At 42.1% G+C, this 23077-nt stretch carries 17 protein-coding genes; all 17 read right to left on the bottom strand.

Annotated elements, in window-relative coordinates:
• Nucleotides 1-121: 121 nt before the first annotated feature.
• Entirely contained in the window at nucleotides 122-376 is a 255-nt protein-coding gene (gene minE / locus P8629_RS10635; RefSeq protein ID WP_011370589.1) for a cell division topological specificity factor MinE, read from the bottom strand.
• 3 nt (nucleotides 377-379) lie between these two features.
• Entirely contained in the window at nucleotides 380-1192 is an 813-nt protein-coding gene (minD, locus tag P8629_RS10630; protein WP_278166112.1) for a septum site-determining protein MinD, read from the bottom strand.
• Between the two features lie 114 nt (nucleotides 1193-1306).
• Entirely contained in the window at nucleotides 1307-1993 is a 687-nt protein-coding gene (gene minC / locus P8629_RS10625) for a septum site-determining protein MinC (RefSeq protein WP_278166111.1), read from the bottom strand.
• A gap of 155 nt (nucleotides 1994-2148) precedes the next feature.
• Nucleotides 2149-2772, bottom strand: coding sequence for a molybdenum cofactor guanylyltransferase (gene mobA / locus P8629_RS10620; protein WP_278166113.1), 624 nt, complete (start codon nucleotides 2770-2772; stop codon nucleotides 2149-2151).
• A complete protein-coding gene (locus P8629_RS10615) occupies nucleotides 2772-3977 on the bottom strand; it encodes a molybdopterin molybdotransferase MoeA (RefSeq protein ID WP_278166110.1) in 1206 nt (401 codons plus the stop codon). The genes mobA and P8629_RS10615 overlap by 1 nt, the downstream gene beginning before the upstream one ends.
• Nucleotides 3971-4954 (bottom strand): glycosyl transferase family protein, encoded by a 984-nt coding sequence (locus P8629_RS10610; protein WP_278166109.1) that lies wholly within the window; start codon nucleotides 4952-4954, stop codon nucleotides 3971-3973. The genes P8629_RS10615 and P8629_RS10610 overlap by 7 nt, the downstream gene beginning before the upstream one ends.
• Nucleotides 4951-6372, bottom strand: a complete 1422-nt coding sequence (gene cysG, locus P8629_RS10605; protein WP_278166108.1) for a siroheme synthase CysG — start codon at nucleotides 6370-6372, stop codon at nucleotides 4951-4953. Before cysG ends, P8629_RS10610 begins: the two co-directional genes overlap by 4 nt.
• 9 nt (nucleotides 6373-6381) lie before the next feature.
• Nucleotides 6382-9105 (bottom strand): nitrate reductase, encoded by a 2724-nt coding sequence (locus P8629_RS10600; RefSeq protein WP_278166107.1) that lies wholly within the window; start codon nucleotides 9103-9105, stop codon nucleotides 6382-6384.
• Entirely contained in the window at nucleotides 9106-9426 is a 321-nt protein-coding gene (nirD, locus tag P8629_RS10595) for a nitrite reductase small subunit NirD (protein WP_278166106.1), read from the bottom strand.
• 68 nt (nucleotides 9427-9494) lie between these two features.
• Nucleotides 9495-12035 (bottom strand): nitrite reductase large subunit NirB, encoded by a 2541-nt coding sequence (gene nirB, locus P8629_RS10590; RefSeq protein WP_278166105.1) that lies wholly within the window; start codon nucleotides 12033-12035, stop codon nucleotides 9495-9497.
• Nucleotides 12036-12071: 36 nt separating this feature from the next.
• A complete protein-coding gene (locus P8629_RS10585; protein ID WP_278166104.1) occupies nucleotides 12072-13283 on the bottom strand; it encodes an NAD(P)/FAD-dependent oxidoreductase in 1212 nt (403 codons plus the stop codon).
• Between the two features lie 15 nt (nucleotides 13284-13298).
• The gene (locus tag P8629_RS10580; RefSeq protein WP_278166103.1) at nucleotides 13299-14093 is read right to left on the bottom strand and encodes an ABC transporter ATP-binding protein; all 795 of its coding nucleotides are present in this window, start codon (nucleotides 14091-14093) and stop codon (nucleotides 13299-13301) included.
• A 19-nt stretch (nucleotides 14094-14112) separates the two neighbouring features.
• The gene (locus P8629_RS10575) at nucleotides 14113-15111 is read right to left on the bottom strand and encodes an ABC transporter permease (RefSeq protein WP_278166102.1); all 999 of its coding nucleotides are present in this window, start codon (nucleotides 15109-15111) and stop codon (nucleotides 14113-14115) included.
• Between the two features lie 56 nt (nucleotides 15112-15167).
• The gene (locus P8629_RS10570) at nucleotides 15168-16553 is read right to left on the bottom strand and encodes a CmpA/NrtA family ABC transporter substrate-binding protein (RefSeq protein ID WP_278166101.1); all 1386 of its coding nucleotides are present in this window, start codon (nucleotides 16551-16553) and stop codon (nucleotides 15168-15170) included.
• A gap of 282 nt (nucleotides 16554-16835) precedes the next feature.
• The gene (locus P8629_RS10565) at nucleotides 16836-17984 is read right to left on the bottom strand and encodes a CmpA/NrtA family ABC transporter substrate-binding protein (RefSeq protein WP_278166100.1); all 1149 of its coding nucleotides are present in this window, start codon (nucleotides 17982-17984) and stop codon (nucleotides 16836-16838) included.
• 7 nt (nucleotides 17985-17991) lie between these two features.
• Nucleotides 17992-18579 (bottom strand): ANTAR domain-containing response regulator, encoded by a 588-nt coding sequence (locus tag P8629_RS10560; protein WP_278166099.1) that lies wholly within the window; start codon nucleotides 18577-18579, stop codon nucleotides 17992-17994.
• Between the two features lie 49 nt (nucleotides 18580-18628).
• The gene (locus P8629_RS10555) at nucleotides 18629-23035 is read right to left on the bottom strand and encodes a bifunctional diguanylate cyclase/phosphodiesterase (protein WP_278166098.1); all 4407 of its coding nucleotides are present in this window, start codon (nucleotides 23033-23035) and stop codon (nucleotides 18629-18631) included.
• Between the last annotated feature and the right edge of the window lie 42 nt (nucleotides 23036-23077).

The following is a 23077-nucleotide window of genomic DNA, read 5'->3' as shown; positions in this document are numbered from 1 at the left end:
AAAAGGTAGCTCATTAGCTAACCTTTTTCTATTCCTAGGTGTTGCACTTGCTTGTTGAATCTATGGATATAAAAAAACCGCCAGGCCTGGCGGTTTTTTATTGCCTTGTGGTTGCTTGAGATTATTTGTCGGGTAACACTAAGTTTAATTCCAACACTTCAAATCCATTGGCTTCATCAATTGAAATTTGCAACTGCTCTTGATCAATGGTGACATATTTCGAAATGACCGCCAGAATTTCCTCACGCATCTTAGGCAAGTACTCCGGTGCACTACGTTCAGAGCGCTCATGCGCTAATAAAATCTGCAAACGATCTTTTGCAAGATTCGCCGACTTCTTTTTCTTTTGTCCGAGTAAATAGTCTAATAATGCCATAACTTACTTCCCAAATATTTTTTTGAAAAGGCCTTTCTTTTCGGCAATTAAGAAACGATGTTCTTTTTCTTCGCCCAAGAAACGATCAACGACATCCATATACGCATGCGCTGCATCCGAATCTTCATCTAAAATAACAGGCTGACCCGAGTTAGAGGCGTTCAAAACTTGTTCAGATTCCGGAATGACGCCTAGTAGTTTAATGTTAAGTAAGTCCGTAACATCTTCAACCGACAACATTTCCCCTGTCTCAACACGGCTTGGGTTGTAGCGGGTTAGCACAAGGTGCTCAATAATCGGCTCATCGCCGCCTTCCGCTCGTTTTGATTTCGCCTGTAAAATCCCTAAAATACGGTCGGAATCGCGCACAGAAGACACTTCCGGGTTGGTAACAACAATCGCTTCATCCGCGAAATACAGTGCTAACTGCGCCCCTTTCTCGATGCCCGCAGGCGAATCGCAAATAATAAAATCAAAGCCGTCTTCTTTTAAGTCATCAATAACTTTTCCAACGCCTTCTTGGGTCAAAGCATCTTTATCACGCGTTTGCGAGGCGGCCAGAATATAAAGGTTCTTTGTTCGTTTATCTCGAATTAAGGCTTGGTTTAAAGTCGCTTCACCTTGAACCACGTTCACAAAATCATAAACAACGCGGCGTTCACACCCCATAATTAAGTCTAAGTTACGCAAACCAACATCAAAATCAATCACAGCGACTTTATAGCCCTTTAAAGCCAAACCAGCTGAAATACTTGCACTCGTAGTGGTCTTGCCCACACCACCTTTTCCTGAGGTTACAACGATTACACGTGACACCTAAGCTTCTCCTCGAATTTTAAAACAGGGTCTCATTAAAACAATGAGAGCTCTTAATGATAGAATTATAACTGAGTATTTTACGCTGCGTAAAATTACTCTTCCTTAAAAAAATTAATCCAGCAAACCTGGGTTAAAGACCAGCTTGCCATCGTTTAAGCTGATTTCGATAAAGCCATTTTTAAATGACTCATCAATGTCTTCTGACAATTGATACATCCCGGCAATGCACACCAACTCGGGGTTCAACTGTTTTGCAAAAATCTTGGCCTGAGTATCGCCAGATGAGCCTGCAAACACTTTCCCCATCACTTTTCCAAAGACGTGCACATGACCATCGGCCACCACTTCAGCGCCTGGGTTAATCGACCCCATTACAATCAAGTCTCGATCCTTGGCATAAATTTGTTGACCAGAACGTACCGAATTCTTGACCATTAAAGCGGTTTTTAAGCCTTCTTCCGGCTCATTTTTGGTTCTTTTAGGACGGTTTTTTAGCTTTTCTCTCGGAAAAATAGCCAGGCCTGCATACTCGGCCTGCTCTTTAATGGCCTCATCTTCGGTTCGAATACCGATGGGAATCATTTGAAGCTGCGTTAAATATTCCACCAGCAGCGCCAAAAAGGTCGGATCTTTCAACGTAATTTGTGGTTCGAGAACAATGGGAATCCCAACAAAAAAGTCCGGTGCTTGTTCTATTTTTGCCGCAATGGCTTTTTTCGTTTCGTCAATTTGATCTGAGAAAAGGTTTAAAACCGTTAAAGAAAGGATAGAGCCTTTTAAATCTACTATTTTGCTCATGTGTTTGAGTTAGGCCTAGACAGTTAAAAACCATAATCTTACTTGACGAATAGAGGTGAGTCAAAGGCAAATTACAGTTAAAAATGATTTAAAAAGGAACTCAGTTAAGGATTTTAAAACGGTGTCCTCAAGAGCGGATAAAAATTGATTTAAAATCAACGCAGCATAGGGTTTTTCTCAATTCTACAATTATTTTTTACTGACTCAAATTGGTTGCAATTAGTGATAGGCGCATGAAATGACATGTCTATCTCATGCACTCTGCCACCATAGCGAGAAAAACGCTGTAACCATCCTTTTATTGAATTGTGTTTCGAATCTAAATAGGATGACAGCGAGTTTTTTAATTCCTTTGAGAGGGATAAATGCGCATAGTGTGCACGCCGATGTTGTTTGATAAAAGACACTTTTGATTCCGAGGCCAGCATGTTTAATAAATAATCGTCAGGAACGTTTAAAGAATCCACTGGCCAAGTGATCCAACGATTAATATGAGATAAAGAAGGTTCGAACATGACGGCTTCAATACCCGCTAAAGGTCCGCAGTACCCAGATCGGATATCCGAAAAAACGGGGTGTCCTAAGCTTAGATAGTCAGGTAAATTTCGGTTCGCACTGATAACAATCGTAACCGCTTGATCTAACATCGTCGTTTGTCGCTGGATTTGTTGCAACGCTATTTCTATAAACGTTTTGTTGTTTTGCACACACCAACCTTTGTCCTGCCCTCCCATGCGTCGTCCTTCACCTCCGGCTAGAATAAGCACGCCAACAGTCATCACGGGGTGCCCCAAAAATCAACAACGTCGCCTGCCTGATAGTTTTGACCTGGATTGATTCGGATATAACCATCGGATTCAACCAAATTCATTAGCTGACTTGATGAGGCATTTAAAATGGGGGTTACCCCCTGTTCAGTTTCCAATACCTGACACCATACCAGACGGTCTTTGCTTATTTTAAGATCACTGGCAAGTACCCTTTTTGCTGGCTTGTTTTGCCATTCTTTTATACCGGCTTTTTTTTGAATAAAGGGGGTTGCCAATGCTTGAAAAGTCATGAAAGCCGCTAAAGGGTTACCCGGCAAAGCAAGAATGCTAGTTTGTTGAGATATCGCCATGGAGAAAGGTTTGCCGGGTTTCATATTAAGTTTCCAGGTCCAAAAATTGGGGCAGGATGCTAAGGACGCCTTCATAAAGTCCTTTTCTCCTACTGAAGCTCCTCCCACCGTTAAAATCACATCAACCTGGCCTTGCCAAGCAGCCAAACGGTGTTTGATTTTTTCCTCATCATCCACCAGTCTTTCATTGGCTATGACATCAACCGGAAGTCGTTGGCAAAGGGATTCTATTAAAAAGGCATTAGCATCATAAATTTGTCCCTTTTCTAAAGGGGCTCCGGGCGATACTAACTCATTACCGGAGGTTAGTATCGCCACAGTAATCCTTCTAAAAACCGACCATTGATTGATTCCAACTGAGGCTAATAACGCTTGATCTTGAGGTCTGATGACGTGTCCTTTAGACAACAGTTTTTGGCCTTCTCTAACATCCGATCCAATGGGTTTAATATGTCGACCCGGTTCTATAGGCTTCGGTTTGAAAACATATTGTCCTTGTTCTGTTTGCTGAATACATGCCTTTTCAATCGGTACAATAGTATCAACCTGATCAGGGACAACAGCCCCTGTCATAATGTGGGTGGCTTCATTTTTAGACATCGGTAGAGTGGCATTACCAGCGTAAGCTGTTTGTTTGACAGGAAGACAATCCAAAGAGGAAAGCGTTGAGAAACCATACCCATCCATCGCACTTTGTCGCCAAGCAGGCACAGAGATCGGTGAAAAGAGGTCCTCCGCTAAAACTCGACCTACTCCATCTGATAAAGTAATTTGTTCTTGTTTGTTCGATGTTGTTGTTTTTGACATTACAAAAGTAAACACATCATCAAAATCATGCCTTAATTCGTTATTCTGTTTCAGCACTCTATCTTCCTCCGCACCCAATACTCTTTAGCTTTAGCCAGAGCCTCCACCTCAGAAAGCGAATCTAACAGCATCAAAGCCGCGGCGGTGGTCGCCACAACGGAGGATTCGCCGTATAAATCCTTTTTTTCACCGCGCCATAAATCAATAATGTCTTGTTGTTGCCATTCTTTTGGTCGTATTTGGCGTTCAATAATGCCTTTGAATGGGTGTTGTTTCATTTCAATGGCATTTCTATTCGAAAAATAGAGCTGAGTTAACGCATCGGGGCGTATTTCAGCTTCGCCTCCTTCTCCCTTAAAAACCAAGTTTTGTTCAGTCCCAACAGCCATGGCTGTCGAGTGATGAAGCGACTCAACCCCTTTATGAAAAATACCTTGAATGGACGCGGGTGCATTCAATGGATTCAATAACTTAACAGCGGTATTGAAAACCGTTCTAACTCCTAGCTCTGATTTTAAATGCAATATCTCACGCAACATGGGGGCAAAGGTGTCGAGAGAAAGATAAGTCGGCTTTCCTTGTGAAACGGAATTTTGTGCGTCTAATATTGAAGAGGCCTGATAAAAATGGAGTGGCTCTAAAAAAGATTCGACATACTGTCGGTTTTCAAATTGTCCCGCATCACCATGCAATAAAACTCGAACACCATTTTGTGTTAACAGCTTGATCGCCAATAAAAAATAAGGCGGATAACGCCATTTACCAGCATAAGCAGCCCAATCCAATTCCACAATACCTTGGTGTTCGTTCAGGTCTAATGCGTGTCTAATTCCTTTGACAAACCCAATGAGTTCATCAGGCATTTCGCCATTAGCTCGCATTAACAGTAAGAACGCCCCTAGCTGTTTTTCTGTCACATGACCGGATAAGATCATCCCTAGAGCGTCACTTGCTTCTGTTTCTGTTAAAGAACGACGGCTGACCGGCCCTTTACCCAGAATCCTTAGGTATTGACTGAAAGGATGGTCTGTCATGCCGGCACCCTATCATCCAATAATGACTTTTTTTGCAATCGTTCTCTGACTTTGATCACATCCCCTATAACAAGTAATGCAGGGGGCTTAATAGACTGTTTTTGAATCGTTTCAGAAAGCTTGGACAATGAAGTTACTGTCACCTTTTGATTAAGCCGTGTTCCATTTTCGATAATCGCAGCCGGGGTGTCAGGGCAAAGACCATGAGCAATCAACCCCGCTTGAATTTTAGGGGCATTTTTAATCCCCATGTAAAACACCATCGTATCCCCAGACTGCGCCAGTCTGGCATAATCAATACCCTGGGCTCCGGCTTGCTGATGCCCGGTTATCAACGCTACGGATTGTGCATAGTCACGATGGGTTAAAGGGAAATCTGCATAAACAGAGCAACCTGCAGCCGCCGTAATCCCTGGCACAACCTGATAAGGCACATCATGTTGCACCAAAAGTTCAACTTCTTCTGCCCCTCGACCAAAAATGTAAGGATCCCCTCCTTTCAGTCGTGCCACCCGTTTCCCCTGTCGAGCAAGATCCACCAACATTTGATTGATGTCTTTTTGGTCAATTTTATGCCATTTCTCTTTTTTACCCACATAAATACGCTCGGCTTCACGTCGTCCCATTTCCAGAATTTCAGGTGCAACCAACCGATCGTATAAAATGACATCCGCCTGTTGTAGCAATCTAAGTCCTTTGAAAGTCATTAAATCAGGATCGCCTGGCCCTGCTCCGATAATATAAACCTCCCCTTGCGGCAAACTCTGTCCATTGGTTCTGATTGTTTCAAGCTCGGCTTCCAATAAGGCTTCGGCCTCTCCTGTATTACCATGAACCGCCTTATCAATAAACAACCCCGATAAAAGGGTTTCCCAGAATGTTTTTCGCCCATCAATATCCGAAATCACGTTTTTGACAGCCTGGCGATAACGACCCACCAAATCCGTTAATACACTGAAACCATGCGGAATCATCGTTTCCAACCGTGCTTTCATTACTCGGGCTAATACCGGGGAACGTCCTCCGGTTGAAATCGCAATGGTCATTGGGGCACGGTCTACAATCGCAGGTAGAATAAAGTCGCAGTATTCCGTTTGATCTGCCACATTAACGGGAATGGACTGTGCATGATACGTTTCATAAACTGCTAAATTAACGTCCTGATCATCTGTTGCGGAAATAACCAGGCTAGGTCGCGGCAGTTCTGATACCAAAGCTGTTGAAAAGGTATTCATATGCCAGATGATTTTTCCTTGAGCCAAATGAAATTTCATTTCATTCCCCAACTCAGGTGCAACAACCGTGACGATGGCACCTGACTTGATAAACAAATCTGCCTTTCTGGCCGCTACGGCCCCGCCCCCCACAATCAAACAATGTTGTTGTTCAATTTTCATAAAGATCGGTAAATAGTCCATATACACCTCTCACCCTGTTTTCTCAGAAATATCTGAGTTCAGTTCAACTGCTAAAATTTCTGTTAACTCCGGAACACAACTACCACAGTTTGTTCCCGCTTTAAGTGCTTGGCCGATGGCGTCCACACTGACTAAATCCTTTGCTTCAATCGCTTCAATAATGGTATTAATCCCGACACCAAAACAAGAACAAATCATTCGCCCCGGATCCTTCACGCCACTCGCCTTGCCGGCCAATAAACTGCGACGTTCTATAGGAGAAAGTTCCGTGGCTGAAAATAACTGTCCCAACCAATCTCGGCTGGGCATTTTATGATCCGCAGCCATAAAAAATACTTTATGAAGTTGATCGTTCTTGATTAAGGCTGCACGGTATTGCTTACAAGAGGTGTCATCATATTCAATCCACTCAGTATCTTCTGAGGAAGACAGTATGATTTTTGCCCAGGCCTGGGAATTTTTCAGTGCTCTCTCGCTGGCAATTTCATACCGATAAAACTGTTTACCTGTAATCTTTACCCAATAATCATCGTCAAACAATTCAGGGTTAATCGCCGTTCGGCTTAAAATAAACCCTTGCCACTGAGCTGAGTAACGCTCAATTTTAGCGGTAGCATGTTTTGATTCTGGTTGCCCGGAAAGCGGATCAACATTAGCCTGAATCAGACTGTCAACCCGGCCATGGCTGGCATACTGACTGGTCCAATGAATGGGTACAAAAATTTCACCCCGACGCTGTGAACTACTGATGTCAACGCGCCCGATCAATTGTCCAAGTTCATTTGAGACCCTAACCAAATCGCCTTCTGATAACTGATGCAGGCTGGCATCATCGGGATGAAGCGTAATATACGGTTCATTTTTATGCGCCATTAACTTAGCTGTTTTAGCCGTGCGTGTCATCGTATGCCATTGATCTCGAACACGACCGGTATTCAATACATAAGGCTTGTCTTCTGTTTGCTGACTCAAGGGAGAATAAGGGGTGATGGCAATAAATTGCGCCTTTTTGGACGGCGTAAAAAAACGACCCTCTGAAAACATACGATGTGTTCCATTCCGCGCAGAGGCATTCACAGGCCATTGAATCGGTTTGAAGTCGGCATACTCTTGTTTAGTAATGTTTGCAAATGCTGAAATATCAAAATCACGCGAACCATTATTTTCAAATCCGGATAACTGTGCATGTTCTCTAAAAATATCCACTGCGGAGTCATAATTAAAGGCGTCTATCCATCCCATTTTTTTGGCCACTTCAGACAAGATCCACCAATCCGGTCGGGCATTTTCCGGTCCTTGCATAAATTGCCTTTGAATCGAAATGGTTCGATCGGAATTGGTAACGGCGCCATCGGTTTCTCCCCATGTCGTAGCAGGAAGCAGCACATTAGCCATTCGGGTCGTATCGGTATCTTGCATACAATCTTGCACCACAACATAGTCACATTTTTCTAAAGCGCGTTTTACTTTATCCGCATCCGGCATCGACACAACCGGATTGGTGTTCATAATCCAAATAGCTTTAATTTTGCCCTCACCCACAGCGTGGAATAAATCGACCGCTTTTAAACCGTTTTGTTGTGCCATGTTTTCGGCTTGCCAGAAACGTGCTACTCGATCGATACTCTCAGGATCACTAAAATCCATATGCGCCGCAAGTTGGTTCGCCAAACCGCCAACTTCGCGCCCTCCCATCGCATTCGGTTGTCCGGTAATCGAAAACGGCCCCATACCTTCTTTCCCGATTCGGCCAGTGGCTAAATGACAGTTAATAATCGCGTTTGACTTGTCTACTCCAGAAGATGATTGATTAATACCTTGCGAGTACATTGTCACCATCTTTGGAGTGTGAACCGCCCAATATAACCACTGTTGTAAATCCGTTTCATTAAGATCACATTGTGTCGCCAAATCCGATACATTGCCTTGTAGCTCATTTGCTTTTTGCAATGCGCTTTCAAACCCTTCGGTATGTTTTTGAATATAATCCAAGTCAAGTGCTTTCTGCTGATTAAGGTACGCCAATAAACCATTGAATAAGGCGGCATCCATGCCCGGCTTAATGGCTAGGTGAAGGTCTGCAATATCACACGTTGCGGTTCTTCGCGGGTCAACCACCACAATTTTCAGTTTCGGGTTTTGCTTTTTAGCCGCCACAATTCTTTGATAAATAATGGGGTGCGCCCAGGCCGTATTGGATCCCACCAACGTAATCAAATCGGCGTGCTCTAAATCTTCATAACAACAAGGCACTGTATCGGAGCCAAACGCTCGTTTGTAACCGACAACCGCCGAGGCCATACATAAACGGGAGTTGGTATCGATGTTCGCGGTTCCCATGAAGCCCTTAATCAATTTATTGGCAACGTAGTAATCTTCCGTTAAGAACTGACCTGAGACATAAAAGGCGACGGAATCGGCACCGTATTCTGAGATGGTATTTTGAAATGTCTTAGCAACATCATTCAGTGCGGTTTCCCAATCGACGATGTTGCCATCTATCTGTGGGTGTAACATTCGTCCAGTAAAGTCTACTGTTTCACCTGCTGACGATCCCTTAACACATAATTTGCCATAATTTGCCCGGTGTGATGGCGAACCTTTTACCTTTACTTCGAACGAGTCACTCTCGACGGGTGTCGTTTTAGAAGAAATCGTCATCCCACACCCCACGCCACAATAAGGGCAGGTTGTTTCGATATCTTCAGGACTTAAAAACACAGGACGATTCATTTATAGCTTTACCCAGACAGATTGATTTTCAATCTTTGTTTCAAATGTAGGGATAGAAATGGCCTCATCGTCCAAACAAACCCCTGTCTTTAAGCTGTAATGTTGTTTTTGCAAAGGGGAAGCCACCATCAATTCTCCTTTTATATCACCCACCATCCCACGGGACATCACATTGGCCTGACCAATCGGATCATAATTACTTAAAGCAAAGACTTCATTTTCAACATAAAACAACGCAACCTGCTGAGCTTCTATCAATGCCGCGACACCGGAATTACTTACTAAATCAGACAGTTGACAAACTTTTTTAAACTCACTCATGTCTTTATCCTTCTCCATAAGGCTTCAAAAACAGCCAGGCCTGGCTGCTTTTATGCATAACAACGGCATTAAGCGATTTCTTTAACTTGAACCGCAATTCCATCCAACTTATCCTGCTCGGTGGCCGGCCGAATTTGCCCTCGTTCCTGAACAAACAACTGCTCGGCCTTGTCATCCACATTGACAAAAGAGCGGAATCTTTTCGTAAAGGATGGGCTTACAATAGCTCGTTTCCAGTCACACTCATAGGTTTCACGCAAACCCTTCATTTGTGCTTCCAGAGACTCGCCAATGCCTAATGAATCTTGAATCACGACCTCTTGCAAATAAGGTAATCCACCTTCTAGGTTATCCATCCAACTGGCCGTTCTTTGCAGACGATCCGCCGTTTTGATATAAAACATCAATAACCGATCAACATAACGGAAGACTTCTTCCTGAGTCAGTTTTGTTGCAAACAAATCGGCATGACGAGGCTTCATTCCCCCGTTACCGCATACATATAAATTCCAACCTTCTTCCGTTGAAATCAACCCAATGTCTTTTGCCTGTGCTTCGGCACACTCACGCGTACACCCCGATACCCCCATTTTGATTTTATGGGGTGAACGAAGCCCCTTATAACGATTTTCCATGTCAATCGCCATGGTCACAGAATCATCTAAACCGTAGCGACACCAGGTTGATCCTACACATGATTTAACCGTTCTGAGTGCTTTAGCGTAAGCTTGACCTGACTCAAACCCAGCATCAATCAACTCTTTCCAAATCGCAGGAAGGTCATTCATCTGTGCCCCAAACAGCACAATTCTTTGTCCACCATTAACCTTTGTATACAGTTTATATTTAGTCGCTATCAGGCCTAGAACGATTAATTTTTGAGGCGTTATCTCGCCTCCAGGGACTCGAGGAATCACCGAATAAGTTCCATCTTTCTGCATGTTTCCCAAATAATTATCGTTGGTATCCTGCAGTGGAATTTTGTCGGGTTCCAAGGCATAACTATTCCATAAAGAGGCAAAAATATTGCCTGTGGTTTGTTTGCAAATATCGCAACCGTGTCCACGACCATGCTTTTGGATAAGATCTTCGAAGGTGTTAATGCCTTCCACCTGACAGATATGAAACAGTTCTTGACGGGTATGACTGAAGTGTTCGCAAAGGTCGGTATTAACTTCCACACCGCGCTTTTCAAGCTCATTGTTTAAAACATTGGTCACTAGTTGAACACACCCACCACAGCCGGTACCCGCTTGTGTGGATGCTTTTACGTCTGAAACCGTGCAACACCCTGCTTCAACAGCTTGAATAATGTCACCTTTTGACACGTCATAACACGAACAAAGTTGAGCGGTTTCCGGCAGTGCATCAGGGCCGAATAAGTCACTGCCACTACCATCTCGATTAGGAAGAATTAACGAATCCGGGTGTTCAGGTAGCGTTATGTCATTCAACATGATTTGCAAAAGGTTACTGAAATCCTCTGCATCACCGACCAAGACAGCACCTAATAATGTTTGGCCATCTGACGAAACGACGATTTTTTTGTAGACCTCTTCCGGACCATTTTCATAGACATAGGACAAGGCACTCTCGTCGTTACCGTGTGGGTCTCCAATGGAACCAACATCAACCCCCATTAACTTTAATTTGGTGCTCATATCCGCACCTTCAAAATGGGCAGGCGTTAAGTTCAGTTGATCGACCACCGATTGCGCCATGGCATAACCGGGCGCAACCAGTCCATAGATCATACCGTTGTGTAACGCGCATTCACCGATGGCATAAATGTTAGGATCCGATGTCAGGCATTGATCATTGATTTCAACACCACCACGAGGACCCACCGCTAATTTGACTTGTTTTGCTAAATCATCACGTGGACGTATACCGGCTGAAAATAAAACAATATCGGTTTCCAAGGACTCACCATCAGAAAAGACCATTTTATTAAGACAGTTTTCACCTTCTGTAATCTCTTGCGTCGCTTTTGAAACATGGACATGTACGCCCAGATTTTCAATTTTTCTTTTCAGTAATCCCGCGCCTCCTTCATCCAATTGGGCGGGCATTAACCTTGGCGCAAATTCGACTACATGTGTATCCAAACCAAGATCTTTCAGCGCTTTAGCGGCTTCTAAGCCCAATAACCCACCACCGACAACCACACCGGTTTTGCCATTAGTGGCTGCAGCCTTGATGGCTTCCAAATCTTCTATCGTTCGATAAACCAAACAACCCTCACGATCATTCCCTGTAATAGGGGGTACAAAAGGATAGGAGCCTGTTGCTAGAATCAACTTGTCATAGGAAATTTTCTGGCCGGATTCTGACGTAATCGTTTTTTGAGTACGATCAATCTCGATGACTTTATCTTTCAAATACAGTTGAATGCCATTTTCCTCATAGAGTCCCGGTTTCACCAAACTCAAATCTTCAGCCGTTTTGCCTGAAAAATAAGAAGATAAATACACACGATCGTATGCTTTGCGAGGTTCCTCTCCAAAAACCGTTACCTCAAAGTTTTCAAACCCCTCGCTGGCGATAAGTTTTTCGAGAAAACTGTGCCCCACCATGCCATTACCAATGACAACAATACGCTGTTTCATTTCCTGCTCCTAATCTCTAATTCCTGACTGTCAGCTTCAATAACCCGGACCAAAAACCAACGTATCTCGCATCGGCGAAATATTTTGTTTTTGTCGTAACAATTCAAATAACCAATTGGCACCGGTGGTATCACCAAATAAAAGCGCCCCAATGACCTGATTGTTTTTTAATACAATTTTTCGATAAATATTTTTTGCCAGATCTCTAAAAACAATCACATCCGCTCCGTTTTCCCCTTTAAACTCACCGGCAGAAAACAGGTTCACTCCTGTAACTTTTAGCATCGTAGAGGTAATAGAACCTGTATAAGACACGGATTGCCCAGCTAATCTTTTCGCCAATATTTTGGCTTGCTCATACAAAGGGGCGACTAAGCCATACGTTTGGCCACGGTGTTCATTGCATTCACCTAAGGCATAAATATTGCCAGCCGAGGTCTCAAGGAAGTCATTTACCAAAATACCTCGATTGACATCCAAATTGGCTTGTTTGGCTAATTGTGTGTTGGGACGAATGCCAATCGACATCACGACCAGGTCGGTTGCAATTTCTGACCCATCGTCTAACCGAATACTTTCAACCTGATGTTGCCCTAAAATCTCGGTTGTATTGACACCCAGATGGAACTTCATCCCAGAGACACCGTTCGATTCTTGCTCAAGATGACTCTTTAGCAATTGACTGGATTCTTTATCCATCTGCATATTCATCAGAACCTCACTTCGATGGATAACGGTGACGTCCATCCCTCTTTTTATTAAGCCATGGGCGGCTTCCAACCCTAATAGCCCCCCACCAATGACAACGGCTTTATTGTGATTCTGAGAAACCGACAGCATGTTTTCGACATCACGAATATCTCTAAACGTGACAACGCCCGGTAAATCAGCACCTGGTATCTCTAATTTAAAAGGGTTAGAACCTGTTGCGATAACCAATTTGTCGTAAAAATACGTCTCGCCACAAAAGGTGGTGAGAACTTGTCCCACTGAATCAATTGCGGAAACCATCTTGCCGGTATGTAAACGTATTCTCCGTTCCTCAAACCAGGCTTCATCATGAGTCATAATGTCTGGAATTGTTTTTTCACCCGCCAATACCGGAGATAACATAATGCGGTTATAACCACCAACTGGCTCTTTATTGAACACCTCAATTTCATAGCTGTTCGGAGCTTCTTCTAGCAAATGTTCAAGAAAACGTGTTCCTGCCATTCCTGTGCCGACTAAAATGAGTTTCGGTTTCATAAAATCACCCGTTCCTTAATGGTTCACCTTGCGTTGCTTTTCATATAAAAAGCGCAATACTTCTGAACGATAGTGGTTGTAAGTTGGATCATCCGCTAACGCCAATCGATCTCTTGGCTGCGGTAAATCAACCTTTAATATTTCACCAATACTCGCTGCTGGTCCGTTGGTCATCATCACAATGCGATCCGACAGTAAAACCGCCTCATCCACATCGTGTGTAATCATAATCACGGTATTGTTTAAGTCTTTCTGAATCTCCATCAATGAATCTTGCAAATGTGCTCTGGTTAATGCATCCAGAGCCCCAAAAGGTTCATCCATTAACATGATCTTAGGTTGCATCGCCAATGCTCGGGCAATGCCCACACGCTGCTTCATTCCACCTGAAATCTCGTCTGGTCGTTTGTGCATCGCATGGTCCATGTGAACCAGCTTTAAGTTATGTTCAATCCATTCTTTTTTCTCGGACGCGGTTTTGCTTTTTTTAAACACTTGATCAACCGCTAACGCCACATTTTCATAAGCCGTTAACCAAGGCAATAAGGAATGGTTTTGAAAAACAACCGCTCTTTCAGGGCCGGGTTCGTTAACCTCTCTTCCATCCAGCAACACCCCGCCTTCGGTCGCTTGATATAATCCCGCAACGATATTTAATACGGTTGATTTACCACACCCTGAATGTCCGATAAGGGAAATGAATTCTCCTTGCTGTATTTTTAAATTTACTTTTTCTAAAGCTCTAAATGGCCCTTTAGGGGTTGGAAATTCAATTCCGACATTCGTTAATTCCAAATGAGTCTCTGACATCTTTTTCTCCTACCCCTGTTTATCGTAATGTGATCGATTTATCCCAAGACACGGCTTTTTGTAAAACCAGCATGCCTCGATCTAAAATAAACCCAACAATCCCGATCATAATGACGGCAACCATAATTCGGCCTAACGAATTGGAACTCCCATTTTGAAATTCATCCCACACAAATTTACCCAGGCCTGGGTTTTGAGCCAGCATTTCAGCAGCAATCAACACCATCCATGCAATTCCTAACGAAATTCTTAAACCGGTAAACATCATTGGAATAGAACACGGTAGAACAATTTTTCGAACATGGGTCCACCAGCTCAGGCGTAAAACCTGACTCACATTTTTTAAATCTTGTGTAACCGTCGCCACGCCAGCGGCTGTATTGATAATTGTGGGCCATAAACAGCATAATAAGACGGTAAACATCGAGTTTAGAAAAGCTTTATCAAACGTCGGGTCGTCCGTCACATAAACGGCAGAAACCACCATCGTCACCAAGGGCAACCAGGCCAACGGCGAAACAGGTTTAAATATTTGAATAAGGGGATTTACCGCTGCATACGCATTGGCGCTTAACCCGATGACAATTCCAATTGGAATCGCAATAATGGAAGCCAAAATAAACCCACTCATCACCGTCACTAAACTCCGTCCAATCTGTTCAAAGAACGTTGGTGGTCCTGTGTAATCACGAACGGTTGGCACATAGCCCGGATCTTTTTCCATTCGCTCCGCATTACGTTCCGCTTGACGCTCATAGAATTTTTCTTCTTTGATAGCCGTCGCTTCCGCTTCTTCCTGCAATGAAATAAATTGCTCATAGGTTTGCACGGGGCCTGGGAATTGTCCCAAAGAAGTATGAATATGGGAGGCGGCGCCTTGCCAAATGAATAAAAAAATCACCAGGCCTGCGATTGGTAATCCAATCATTTTTATGATGTTATTAAGCTGGCCTTTACGATCTTCACCAATCATCAGTTTGTAAAAAGGTTCAACAAGTGACCACTTTAAAGGATTCATAGAACTTACCTTTGTTTCTTAAAAGCAGGCTCCAGAGAACCTGCCTATACGTTAATTTACAGTTTTTCTTTGCCTTTCAATCCAATCTTAAGGCTGTCGATGTAAGCATTGGGTTTAGACCCGTCATAAGGAATGCCATCCATAAAGTCATCTTGAACGCCTCTATAGCCGTCTGTTGTGAACACAGCGTCATCAAAATCAGATTTTTTCATCACACCGTCTTCAATTAAGGCCTCAACCGCTTTTTTATAGATATCTGGACGATAGACTTTTTTAGCCATATCTTGGTACCAAGTATCCGGCTTATATTCTGAAATTTGCCCCCAACGACGCATTTGCGTCATATACCAAATGGCATCGGAATAATAAGGGTAGGTGGCGTTATAACGGAAGAAGACATTGAAATCTGGCTCGGAACGCTTATCCCCTTTTTCATACTCAAACGTACCTGTCATTGAGTTGGCAATGACTTTATAATCCGCCCCTACATAACTTGATTTGGATAGGATTTTGACGGCTTCCGGACGATTTTTGTTATTCTTCTCGTCTAACCATTTTGCAGCTCGAATCATGGCCTTTACAATGCGAATCGTCGTGTTGGGATATTGCTCATAAAAATCTTCTCGAAGGCCGAATACTTTCTCCGGATTGTTTGTTTGAATGGAGTTGTCTGAAATAACCGGCACACCGATTCCTTTGAAAACCGCTTGCTGATTCCAAGGCTCTCCGACACAATACCCTTCAATCGTTCCGGCTTCCATCGTGGAAGGCATTTGAGGAGGAGGGGTCACAGACAACAATACATCAGCATTGAACGTTCCAGCAGTATCGCCTTTATGCGGTGCGTAATAGCCAGGTTTCAGCCCGCCTGCGGCTAACCAATAACGCAATTCATAATTATGGGTTGAGACAGGAAAAACCATTCCCATCTTGAAAGCTTTACCGGCATTTTTATAAGATTCCACAACAGGCTTTAATGCCGATGCACTGATTGGATGCTTAGGCTTACCATTTGCCATTTCAACATTGGATTTCATCGCCTCCCAGGTTTTATTGGAAACAGTGATTGCATTACCATTTAAATCCATCGAAATAGGCGTAATCACATTTGCTTTGGTGCCATAGCCTATGGTTGCCGCAATAGGTTGCCCGGCTAACATATGTGCCCCATCTAGTTGGCCATCAATGACTCTGTCCAATAATACTTTCCAATTAGCCTGTGCCTCTAATTGAACATAAAGCCCTTCATCTTCAAAAAAACGCTTTTCATAAGCGATCGCTAAAGGCGCCATATCCGTTAACTTGATAAACCCGAATTTTAAATCCTCTTTTTCTGGATAACCCAATGCATAAACACTTGCTGATGAGAAAGCTATTACAGAAGCAATCGCCTGTGTTGTCTTTTTAATGAATGAGCGTCGACCCGTTTGTTCGTATGTCATAATTTCATCCTTTTCGGTTTAATACTTTGTCATTCAACTAAAACTTTTAAATCATTTTCATCGTTGAAGTTTTTTAAAAGCAAAAAAAAACGCCCACAGACAACCTTCTCGCACGAGAAAATTGTCTATGAGCGTCTATACTCTTTCCAAAATTTAAAAGAGATATAACGATATTTATGCCAAAATAAATAAACCCTTAACTAACAACCAGTTAAATAAAAAAAATTAAAATAGAGAACTCAAAATCACAAATAAATGAACCTTACTAGTTCAACACTGCACCTAAATAAAGCAATCCTCACCTAGTTCCACGCCTTCCATAAACCATGGTTGAGCATGGACACCTTCCTCTTTGCTGTTGGCCGTTGGCAAGGTTACGCCTTCAGTGACTAAGGCTTCTCGGTATAAATCGGTTAAATAGATTGTTGCAGCAGTCTTTTGTATATCAATATCACCTTTAATCTGCTGAGCTGACTTCATTTGCCGCAAAATCCACTGGGCATGTGATTGCCATGGAAAATTAGCCAAATATTTAAACGGTACTGAAAAGTTGGGAACTTTGCGACAGAATTGAGCATCAGGATGATAAATTTCTCCATCAATTGAATTGCGCAAAGAGGCTTCAGGTGCTCCGACATACTCCGGTTGTGCCAGATACTTTATAAGTTGTTCTTTATGACCAACTTGGTCAATCCATTCGCTCGCTTGATACAAGGCTAAGATTAATTTTTGATGAGTTGTTTTATTTTCATCTGCCCATTGTTTGGTAACGCCGAGTACTTTTTCGGGCGCATTATTCCAAATTTCATACCCTGTAATTAAAGTGACTCCCTTTTCACATTTGACAGCGTGCGTACTCCATGGTTCTCCGACACAGTAGCCATCAATTAACTTTTCTTCCAATGCCTTAACGACACTTGATGGCGGAACAACCACTATTTGTACTTCACGATCAGCCTCTACGCCTGCACTTTTTAACCAATGCCTTAAAAGATAATGATGCATGGAAAATGGAAACACCACTGCAAACCTAAGCGGCTCTTCCTGATTGGTTGAACGCGCTTGAATGATTTTCTTCAAAACCTGCGCACTCCCCTTTGGGTTTAATAATACATTAGTGTCATATTGTTTCATTTCATCAAAAAGCGCATTCGAGACGCCAATCGCGTTCCCATTCAAACCAAATGAATACCCAGTAACCAAATGTTTTTTCAATCCACCAATACCTAATGTCGTCGCCATTAACATCGGTGCAAGCATATGCGCGGCATCAACTTCACCAAAAATTAATTTATCTCGAACATTTGACCAAGAGACTTCTTTTTGTAAAGAAACATTTAACCCTTGTTTCTCAAAAAAACCTTCTTCTTTCGCAATAATTAGCGGCGCACTGTCCGTTAAAGGGATAAATCCAATATTTACATTTTTCATTTATTTCTCACCATTCCAGCACACTAATGATATTTTCAGCAACGTCTGCCATTCGAATGTTACGGTCCATCGACATTTTCCGCATCGCTTTATATGCCTCTTGTTCAGGCACCCCCTTTTGAGACATCAATAAATGTTTCGCCTGATCAATTAACTTTTTGCTTTCCAGTTCATCTTTAGTTTGCTTTAATTCATTCTTTAGCGCCTGATACTCTCTAAAACGAGCAATTGCAACATTCATAATCGATTTCACCCGCTGCTGGTCAACCCCTTTTGCAATATATCCGCTGACCCCTGAACGAATGGCTTCTTGAATAACCGATTCATCTTCTACATCGGAAAACATCACGACAGGCATCGGATTATGCTCATTTAATAACGACATACTCTCCAAAATATCTCGATCAGGTGAGTCGGTATCAATCACAATCATATCTGGCAAGATTTTAGCCACTTTGGATAAAAGACTTGGTCCAGGCTCTACCCGAGCAACGACCTCATATCCATGGTCTTGCAATGCTTGAGATAATAAAGCCGCACGGGCTGAATCATCATCAACCAGCATAACTTTTATAGGGTTATTGGCAACGGCCATCTAATGTCCCTTTCATTAAATCCAACAAAACTGAAAAGTCATAAGAGCTTCATTGCTCTTTTGGATGGTATTTTTTATAAAACACATCAAACTCTTCAGCAGTTAATGCTTTACTATAATAAAAACCTTGAATTTCATCACACTGTTTTTCTTGTAAGAAATGCAGCTGTTCCTTGGTTTCAACCCCTTCAGCAATCGTTTTCATACCTAATGTTTTTGATAAACTAATAATGGCTTCCACAATGGATCGATCGTCTGAGTCTTTCGAAAGATCACGAATAAATGATTGATCTATCTTTAGTTTTGATGCTTTAAAACGTTTTAGGTAACTTAATGAAGAATACCCCGTTCCAAAGTCATCAATGGACATTTTGATACCTTTCTCGACCAGCTTGTCGATCATTTCAATTGCAGCTTCAGGATTTGCCATTGCGACACTTTCAGTCAGTTCCAGCTCCAAGTGCTCTGATGAAACACCTTCTTTACTTAAAATGTCCATTATTTGCTTTGGGAGATCTTCAAAACTAAACTGGACGGCAGATAGGTTAACGGCAACCCTAAAAAATGGCTTATTCTGTTCAGACCAGATTTTTATTTGTCTGATTGCGGTGCGTAACACCCATTCTCCTATCGCCAAAACTTGTCCACTTTGTTCTGCTACTGGAATAAACTCCTGCGGTGAAACCCACCCCATTTCAGGGTGATGCCAACGAATCAGCGCCTCAACACCAATAATTTTGCTTGATGTCGCACAGATTTGAGGTTGATAGTGCAACTCGAACTCTTGCTTAAATAATGCTGTACGCAAAGCCGTTTCAATCTGCATGATCCGAGAAGAATGGGCTTGCATTTCAAGGGTAAAGAAACGATAGACATTTCGCCCGTCATTTTTAGCCTGATACATAGCCGTGTCAGCATTTTTCAATAGCGTGTCCGCATCTGCTCCGTCTTGAGGATAAATAGCAATCCCTATAGAGGGGGTGATAAAGAGCTTATAAGGGCTTAAGTTAAGTTCATCAGATATCGATTCTAATATTTTTTTAGCAACATGAACTGCTCCAGACTCTCCCGTATCGGGTAAAACAACAATAAACTCATCCCCTCCTTGGCGGGCAATCGTGTCTTCCTCTCGTAATATTTTTAATATACGCTGTCCAACCTCAACTAATAGCTGGTCTCCAACCTGATGTCCCAGCGTATCATTCACATTTTTGAAGTGATCCAAATCAATAAACAACAATGCTAACGGTGCATCACTTCTCTCAGCAGCACTGATACTGTGCTTTAACCGATCCATAAGCAGCTCTCTGTTCACTAAGCCCGTAAGTGGATCGTAATGAGCAAGATGTTTAATTTTTGCTTCGGATTCTTTGATTTTAGAGATGTCATTAAAGATTCCAACATATTCAGTTACATTACCCGAAGCATCTTGCCCACAACTAATAGAGAGCCATTCAGGAAAAATTTCACCATTTTTTCGACGATTCCAAATCTCCCCTTGCCAATGTCCTTTTTTTCTAATGGATTGCCACATTTTTTGGTAAAACTCTTTTGAGTGTCGGCCAGAAGATAGCATTTTAGGTTTTTTACCGATTGTTTCTTCTACACTGTAACCACTAATTTCAGAAAAGGTTTCATTAACCATCAAAATCTTCTGGTTAGGATCCGTTATCATAATCCCCTCTCGGCTTTGTTCAAACACCTTTGAGGCCAACTCGACTTGTGCTTCGGTTTCTTTATGTTGACTAATATCAGCGATGAAACCATGCCATAAAACAGAACCATCCAATTCTTTTTCAGGCATCGCGTTACCGGATAACCAGCGAATTTCACCGTCATCAAAACGCACTCTATATTCATGATACCAAGGCACCAACTGTTCAGCAGAGTCCAGAATGGATTTCCACAAATCTTTTAAATCGTCAGGATGAACCACCTCAAAAGCCTTAGTAGCATCTTCAGCAACATCTTCTGGCCTAACATGAAAAATATCATATAGCGCATCACTGGCAAAAGGAAAAGAAAATTTACCATCAGCGGTTAAACGGAACTGATAAATCACACCAGGTAATCGATCTGCTAGTTTTTGTAATCGGCTCAGAGCTTCTTGGCGAGAAGCTTCAATATCATTACGCTCTTTTTTATGGGCAAAATCATTCAGCGCAAAACTGATATCAACCGCCATCTCTAACAGTAAATTTTGTACAGGTTCATCAAATGCGTTTTTCGTATCACTGTATAAATTAAGCGTTCCAATCACTTGTGAATCCTGATGCAACGGAACAGAGGCTGAAGACCGCCAACCAAACTGTTCGGCTTTCTGGCGCCATGGTTTTGTATGAGGATCCGCTTGAAAATCTTGACACCAATAAGGCTCATTGTGACGAATAGCCCAACCTGTTGGGCCTTGACCTGCATCAGTGGTTTCTTTTATTGAGATTTCGATCCCCTCAAGGTATTCTGAGTTTTTACCGAAACGGGCAACGGGTTGAACAAGATCTGTATTTTTATCAATTATGCCAATCCAAGCCATCTTCATTCCGCCTTGACGAACGGCAATCTCACATACTTTTGAAAATAAAGTGAATTGATCCGTGCTACGAATAATGGCCTCATTGGCTTGGTTCATGGCCGAGTAGAGTTGTGTTAATCGCTCTAATCGGGATTCAGATTCTTTACGTTTAGTAATATCTCTTGCAACCCCTAAAACCCCGATAACTTGTCCTTGATTATCTTTTGTCGGTGTCTTAATCGTTGAAAATAACCCCCGATAACCATTGTCAGAAAACGTTAACCATTCTTCATTTTCTGTAGGCTTATTAGCTGACATTGCCCTATTATCATTTTCTCTAAAAAAATCAGCCAATTCTTTATCGACAAAGTCATAGTCCGTTTTGCCTATGATTTCGGCCTCGCTTGCACCAAAAAACTTTTCAAAACTGTGGTTACAACTTAAATAAACACCTTCAATATCTTTTAGCCAAACCAAGTCTGGAATAGTATGCACCAACGTATTCAACTGGTTCTGATGTTCGAGGGTTACCTCTGCCAAGTGCTTCAACTCGGTTACATCTTGCACTGTCATCAGGTAGAATTGCACCGTTTTGTCGGCATGGCGTACACACTTAACATTAATCGTAGCAAAGACAATATTGCCATCGGCATTTACTAAGTTAACCTCTGTTGTAAAGCCCTGGTTTTGTCCTGCTTCAACCTCTGCTAATTGTGAAGTAATGTCATTTAAATCTTTGGGATGGATAACCTCATTAAAAGTTCTTTCAGCTAAATCTTGTTGGGAATATCCTAAAATTTTTGGAAGACGGCGATTAAAACGAATCCATTTTTTATGCTGTGCATCCAAAATCGCCATTCCAATAAAAGGGAGTTCATAAAACTTTTGTAGCACTTTTTCAGCTTCTGTTTTTTGAGTGTATCTTTCCAGTGTTTGCAAGTGTCGCTGTTTTTTTAGAACAATTAAAAATGCAATGCCAATTAAAAACAAGGAAAAAAAGGAAACTAAAACGATCCAAAAAACCAAATCTTTCAAAGATTGAGTTGCCTCAGAAAAATCCACTTTTGAGACAACCATCCAGTTCGTATTTTCTACTGGAGAATATGCTGCTAAAACTTTTACACCACGATAATCATATCCCACCACTGTCCCTGGTTGAAGTCTTTCAAGCGCAACAACAGCAGGTAATTCCTTTTCATCCATTGATCGTTCTACATTAGTAGAATGACTGTCACTGACGTAATGGCGAAGTGGAGACAAAAACTGAACGCGGCTTCCTTTTTGTAAAACCATTAAAGTTTCACTTGTTTTACTGGATGTTGGCCAACGCTTTAGGTAAGGAAAAATAAAACGGTTTGGATCAAGGTGAAATAAAACCAGCGCCATCACTTCTTTCTTTTTAGAAGTTGGATTAAATAAGGGCACGACAATGTCTAAATGGGAAGTACTCTCTGACTCAAACGTTACATTGCCTTTGACAATAGACTGACTCTGAGTACTTTGGCGAATAAGTTTCAAGATTTTAGAACTAGACAAATCATGTGATTCGCCGACATTTAAAAGAAGTGACGCATCAGGTTTAATTAATGAAATCGAGTGGTAACCATAGAACTCTTGCACTGCATTAAATAGTTCAGCGATATTGTTCTTTTGTTCTGCTACTTGGCGATTAAGTAGTATGTTTTGCGTATACTGCAACAGCACTTTATTATTAGAAACGACTTTAGCAACATTTTCTTGCTCCTTAAGCCAATTACTAATCTGATAGGACTTCAATTCAGCAACGCCCAATAAATTATTTAAAGCTTGTTGTTGCATTTTAGGGCTATGATTGGCAATCACCGTAATTGCAAACAACGGCACCATTAAAAAGAGTGTTAAAAACACTAACCAAATACGATAGGATTTGAAAGAATGTTTTAACTTACTACTCTTTTGAGTCATATTGACTATTGCCTTTTAACGTTAATAATAATTATATATCTT

The sequence above is a fragment of the Hydrogenovibrio sp. 3SP14C1 genome (assembly GCF_029625905.1).
Taxonomy (GTDB): Bacteria; Pseudomonadota; Gammaproteobacteria; order Thiomicrospirales; family Thiomicrospiraceae; genus Hydrogenovibrio.
Note: the sequence above shows the minus strand (reverse complement) of the source record. Positions and strands in the feature narration are given on the sequence as shown.

Excerpts from the sequence above, each read along its gene's own strand:
- minE (WP_011370589.1), bottom strand. The coding sequence starts at position 376 with ATGGCATTATTAGACTATTTACTCGGACAAAAGAAAAAGAAGTCGGCG.
- minC (WP_278166111.1), bottom strand. The coding sequence starts at position 1,993 with ATGAGCAAAATAGTAGATTTAAAAGGCTCTATCCTTTCTTTAACGGTT.
- mobA (WP_278166113.1), bottom strand. The coding sequence starts at position 2,772 with ATGACTGTTGGCGTGCTTATTCTAGCCGGAGGTGAAGGACGACGCATG.
- P8629_RS10610 (WP_278166109.1), bottom strand. The coding sequence starts at position 4,954 with ATGACAGACCATCCTTTCAGTCAATACCTAAGGATTCTGGGTAAAGGG.
- cysG (WP_278166108.1), bottom strand. The coding sequence starts at position 6,372 with ATGGACTATTTACCGATCTTTATGAAAATTGAACAACAACATTGTTTG.
- P8629_RS10600 (WP_278166107.1), bottom strand. The coding sequence starts at position 9,105 with ATGAATCGTCCTGTGTTTTTAAGTCCTGAAGATATCGAAACAACCTGC.
- nirD (WP_278166106.1), bottom strand. The coding sequence starts at position 9,426 with ATGAGTGAGTTTAAAAAAGTTTGTCAACTGTCTGATTTAGTAAGTAAT.
- nirB (WP_278166105.1), bottom strand. The coding sequence starts at position 12,035 with ATGAAACAGCGTATTGTTGTCATTGGTAATGGCATGGTGGGGCACAGT.
- P8629_RS10585 (WP_278166104.1), bottom strand. The coding sequence starts at position 13,283 with ATGAAACCGAAACTCATTTTAGTCGGCACAGGAATGGCAGGAACACGT.
- P8629_RS10580 (WP_278166103.1), bottom strand. The coding sequence starts at position 14,093 with ATGTCAGAGACTCATTTGGAATTAACGAATGTCGGAATTGAATTTCCA.
- P8629_RS10575 (WP_278166102.1), bottom strand. The coding sequence starts at position 15,111 with ATGAATCCTTTAAAGTGGTCACTTGTTGAACCTTTTTACAAACTGATG.
- P8629_RS10570 (WP_278166101.1), bottom strand. The coding sequence starts at position 16,553 with ATGACATACGAACAAACGGGTCGACGCTCATTCATTAAAAAGACAACA.
- P8629_RS10565 (WP_278166100.1), bottom strand. The coding sequence starts at position 17,984 with ATGAAAAATGTAAATATTGGATTTATCCCTTTAACGGACAGTGCGCCG.
- P8629_RS10560 (WP_278166099.1), bottom strand. The coding sequence starts at position 18,579 with ATGGCCGTTGCCAATAACCCTATAAAAGTTATGCTGGTTGATGATGAT.
- P8629_RS10555 (WP_278166098.1), bottom strand. The coding sequence starts at position 23,035 with ATGACTCAAAAGAGTAGTAAGTTAAAACATTCTTTCAAATCCTATCGT.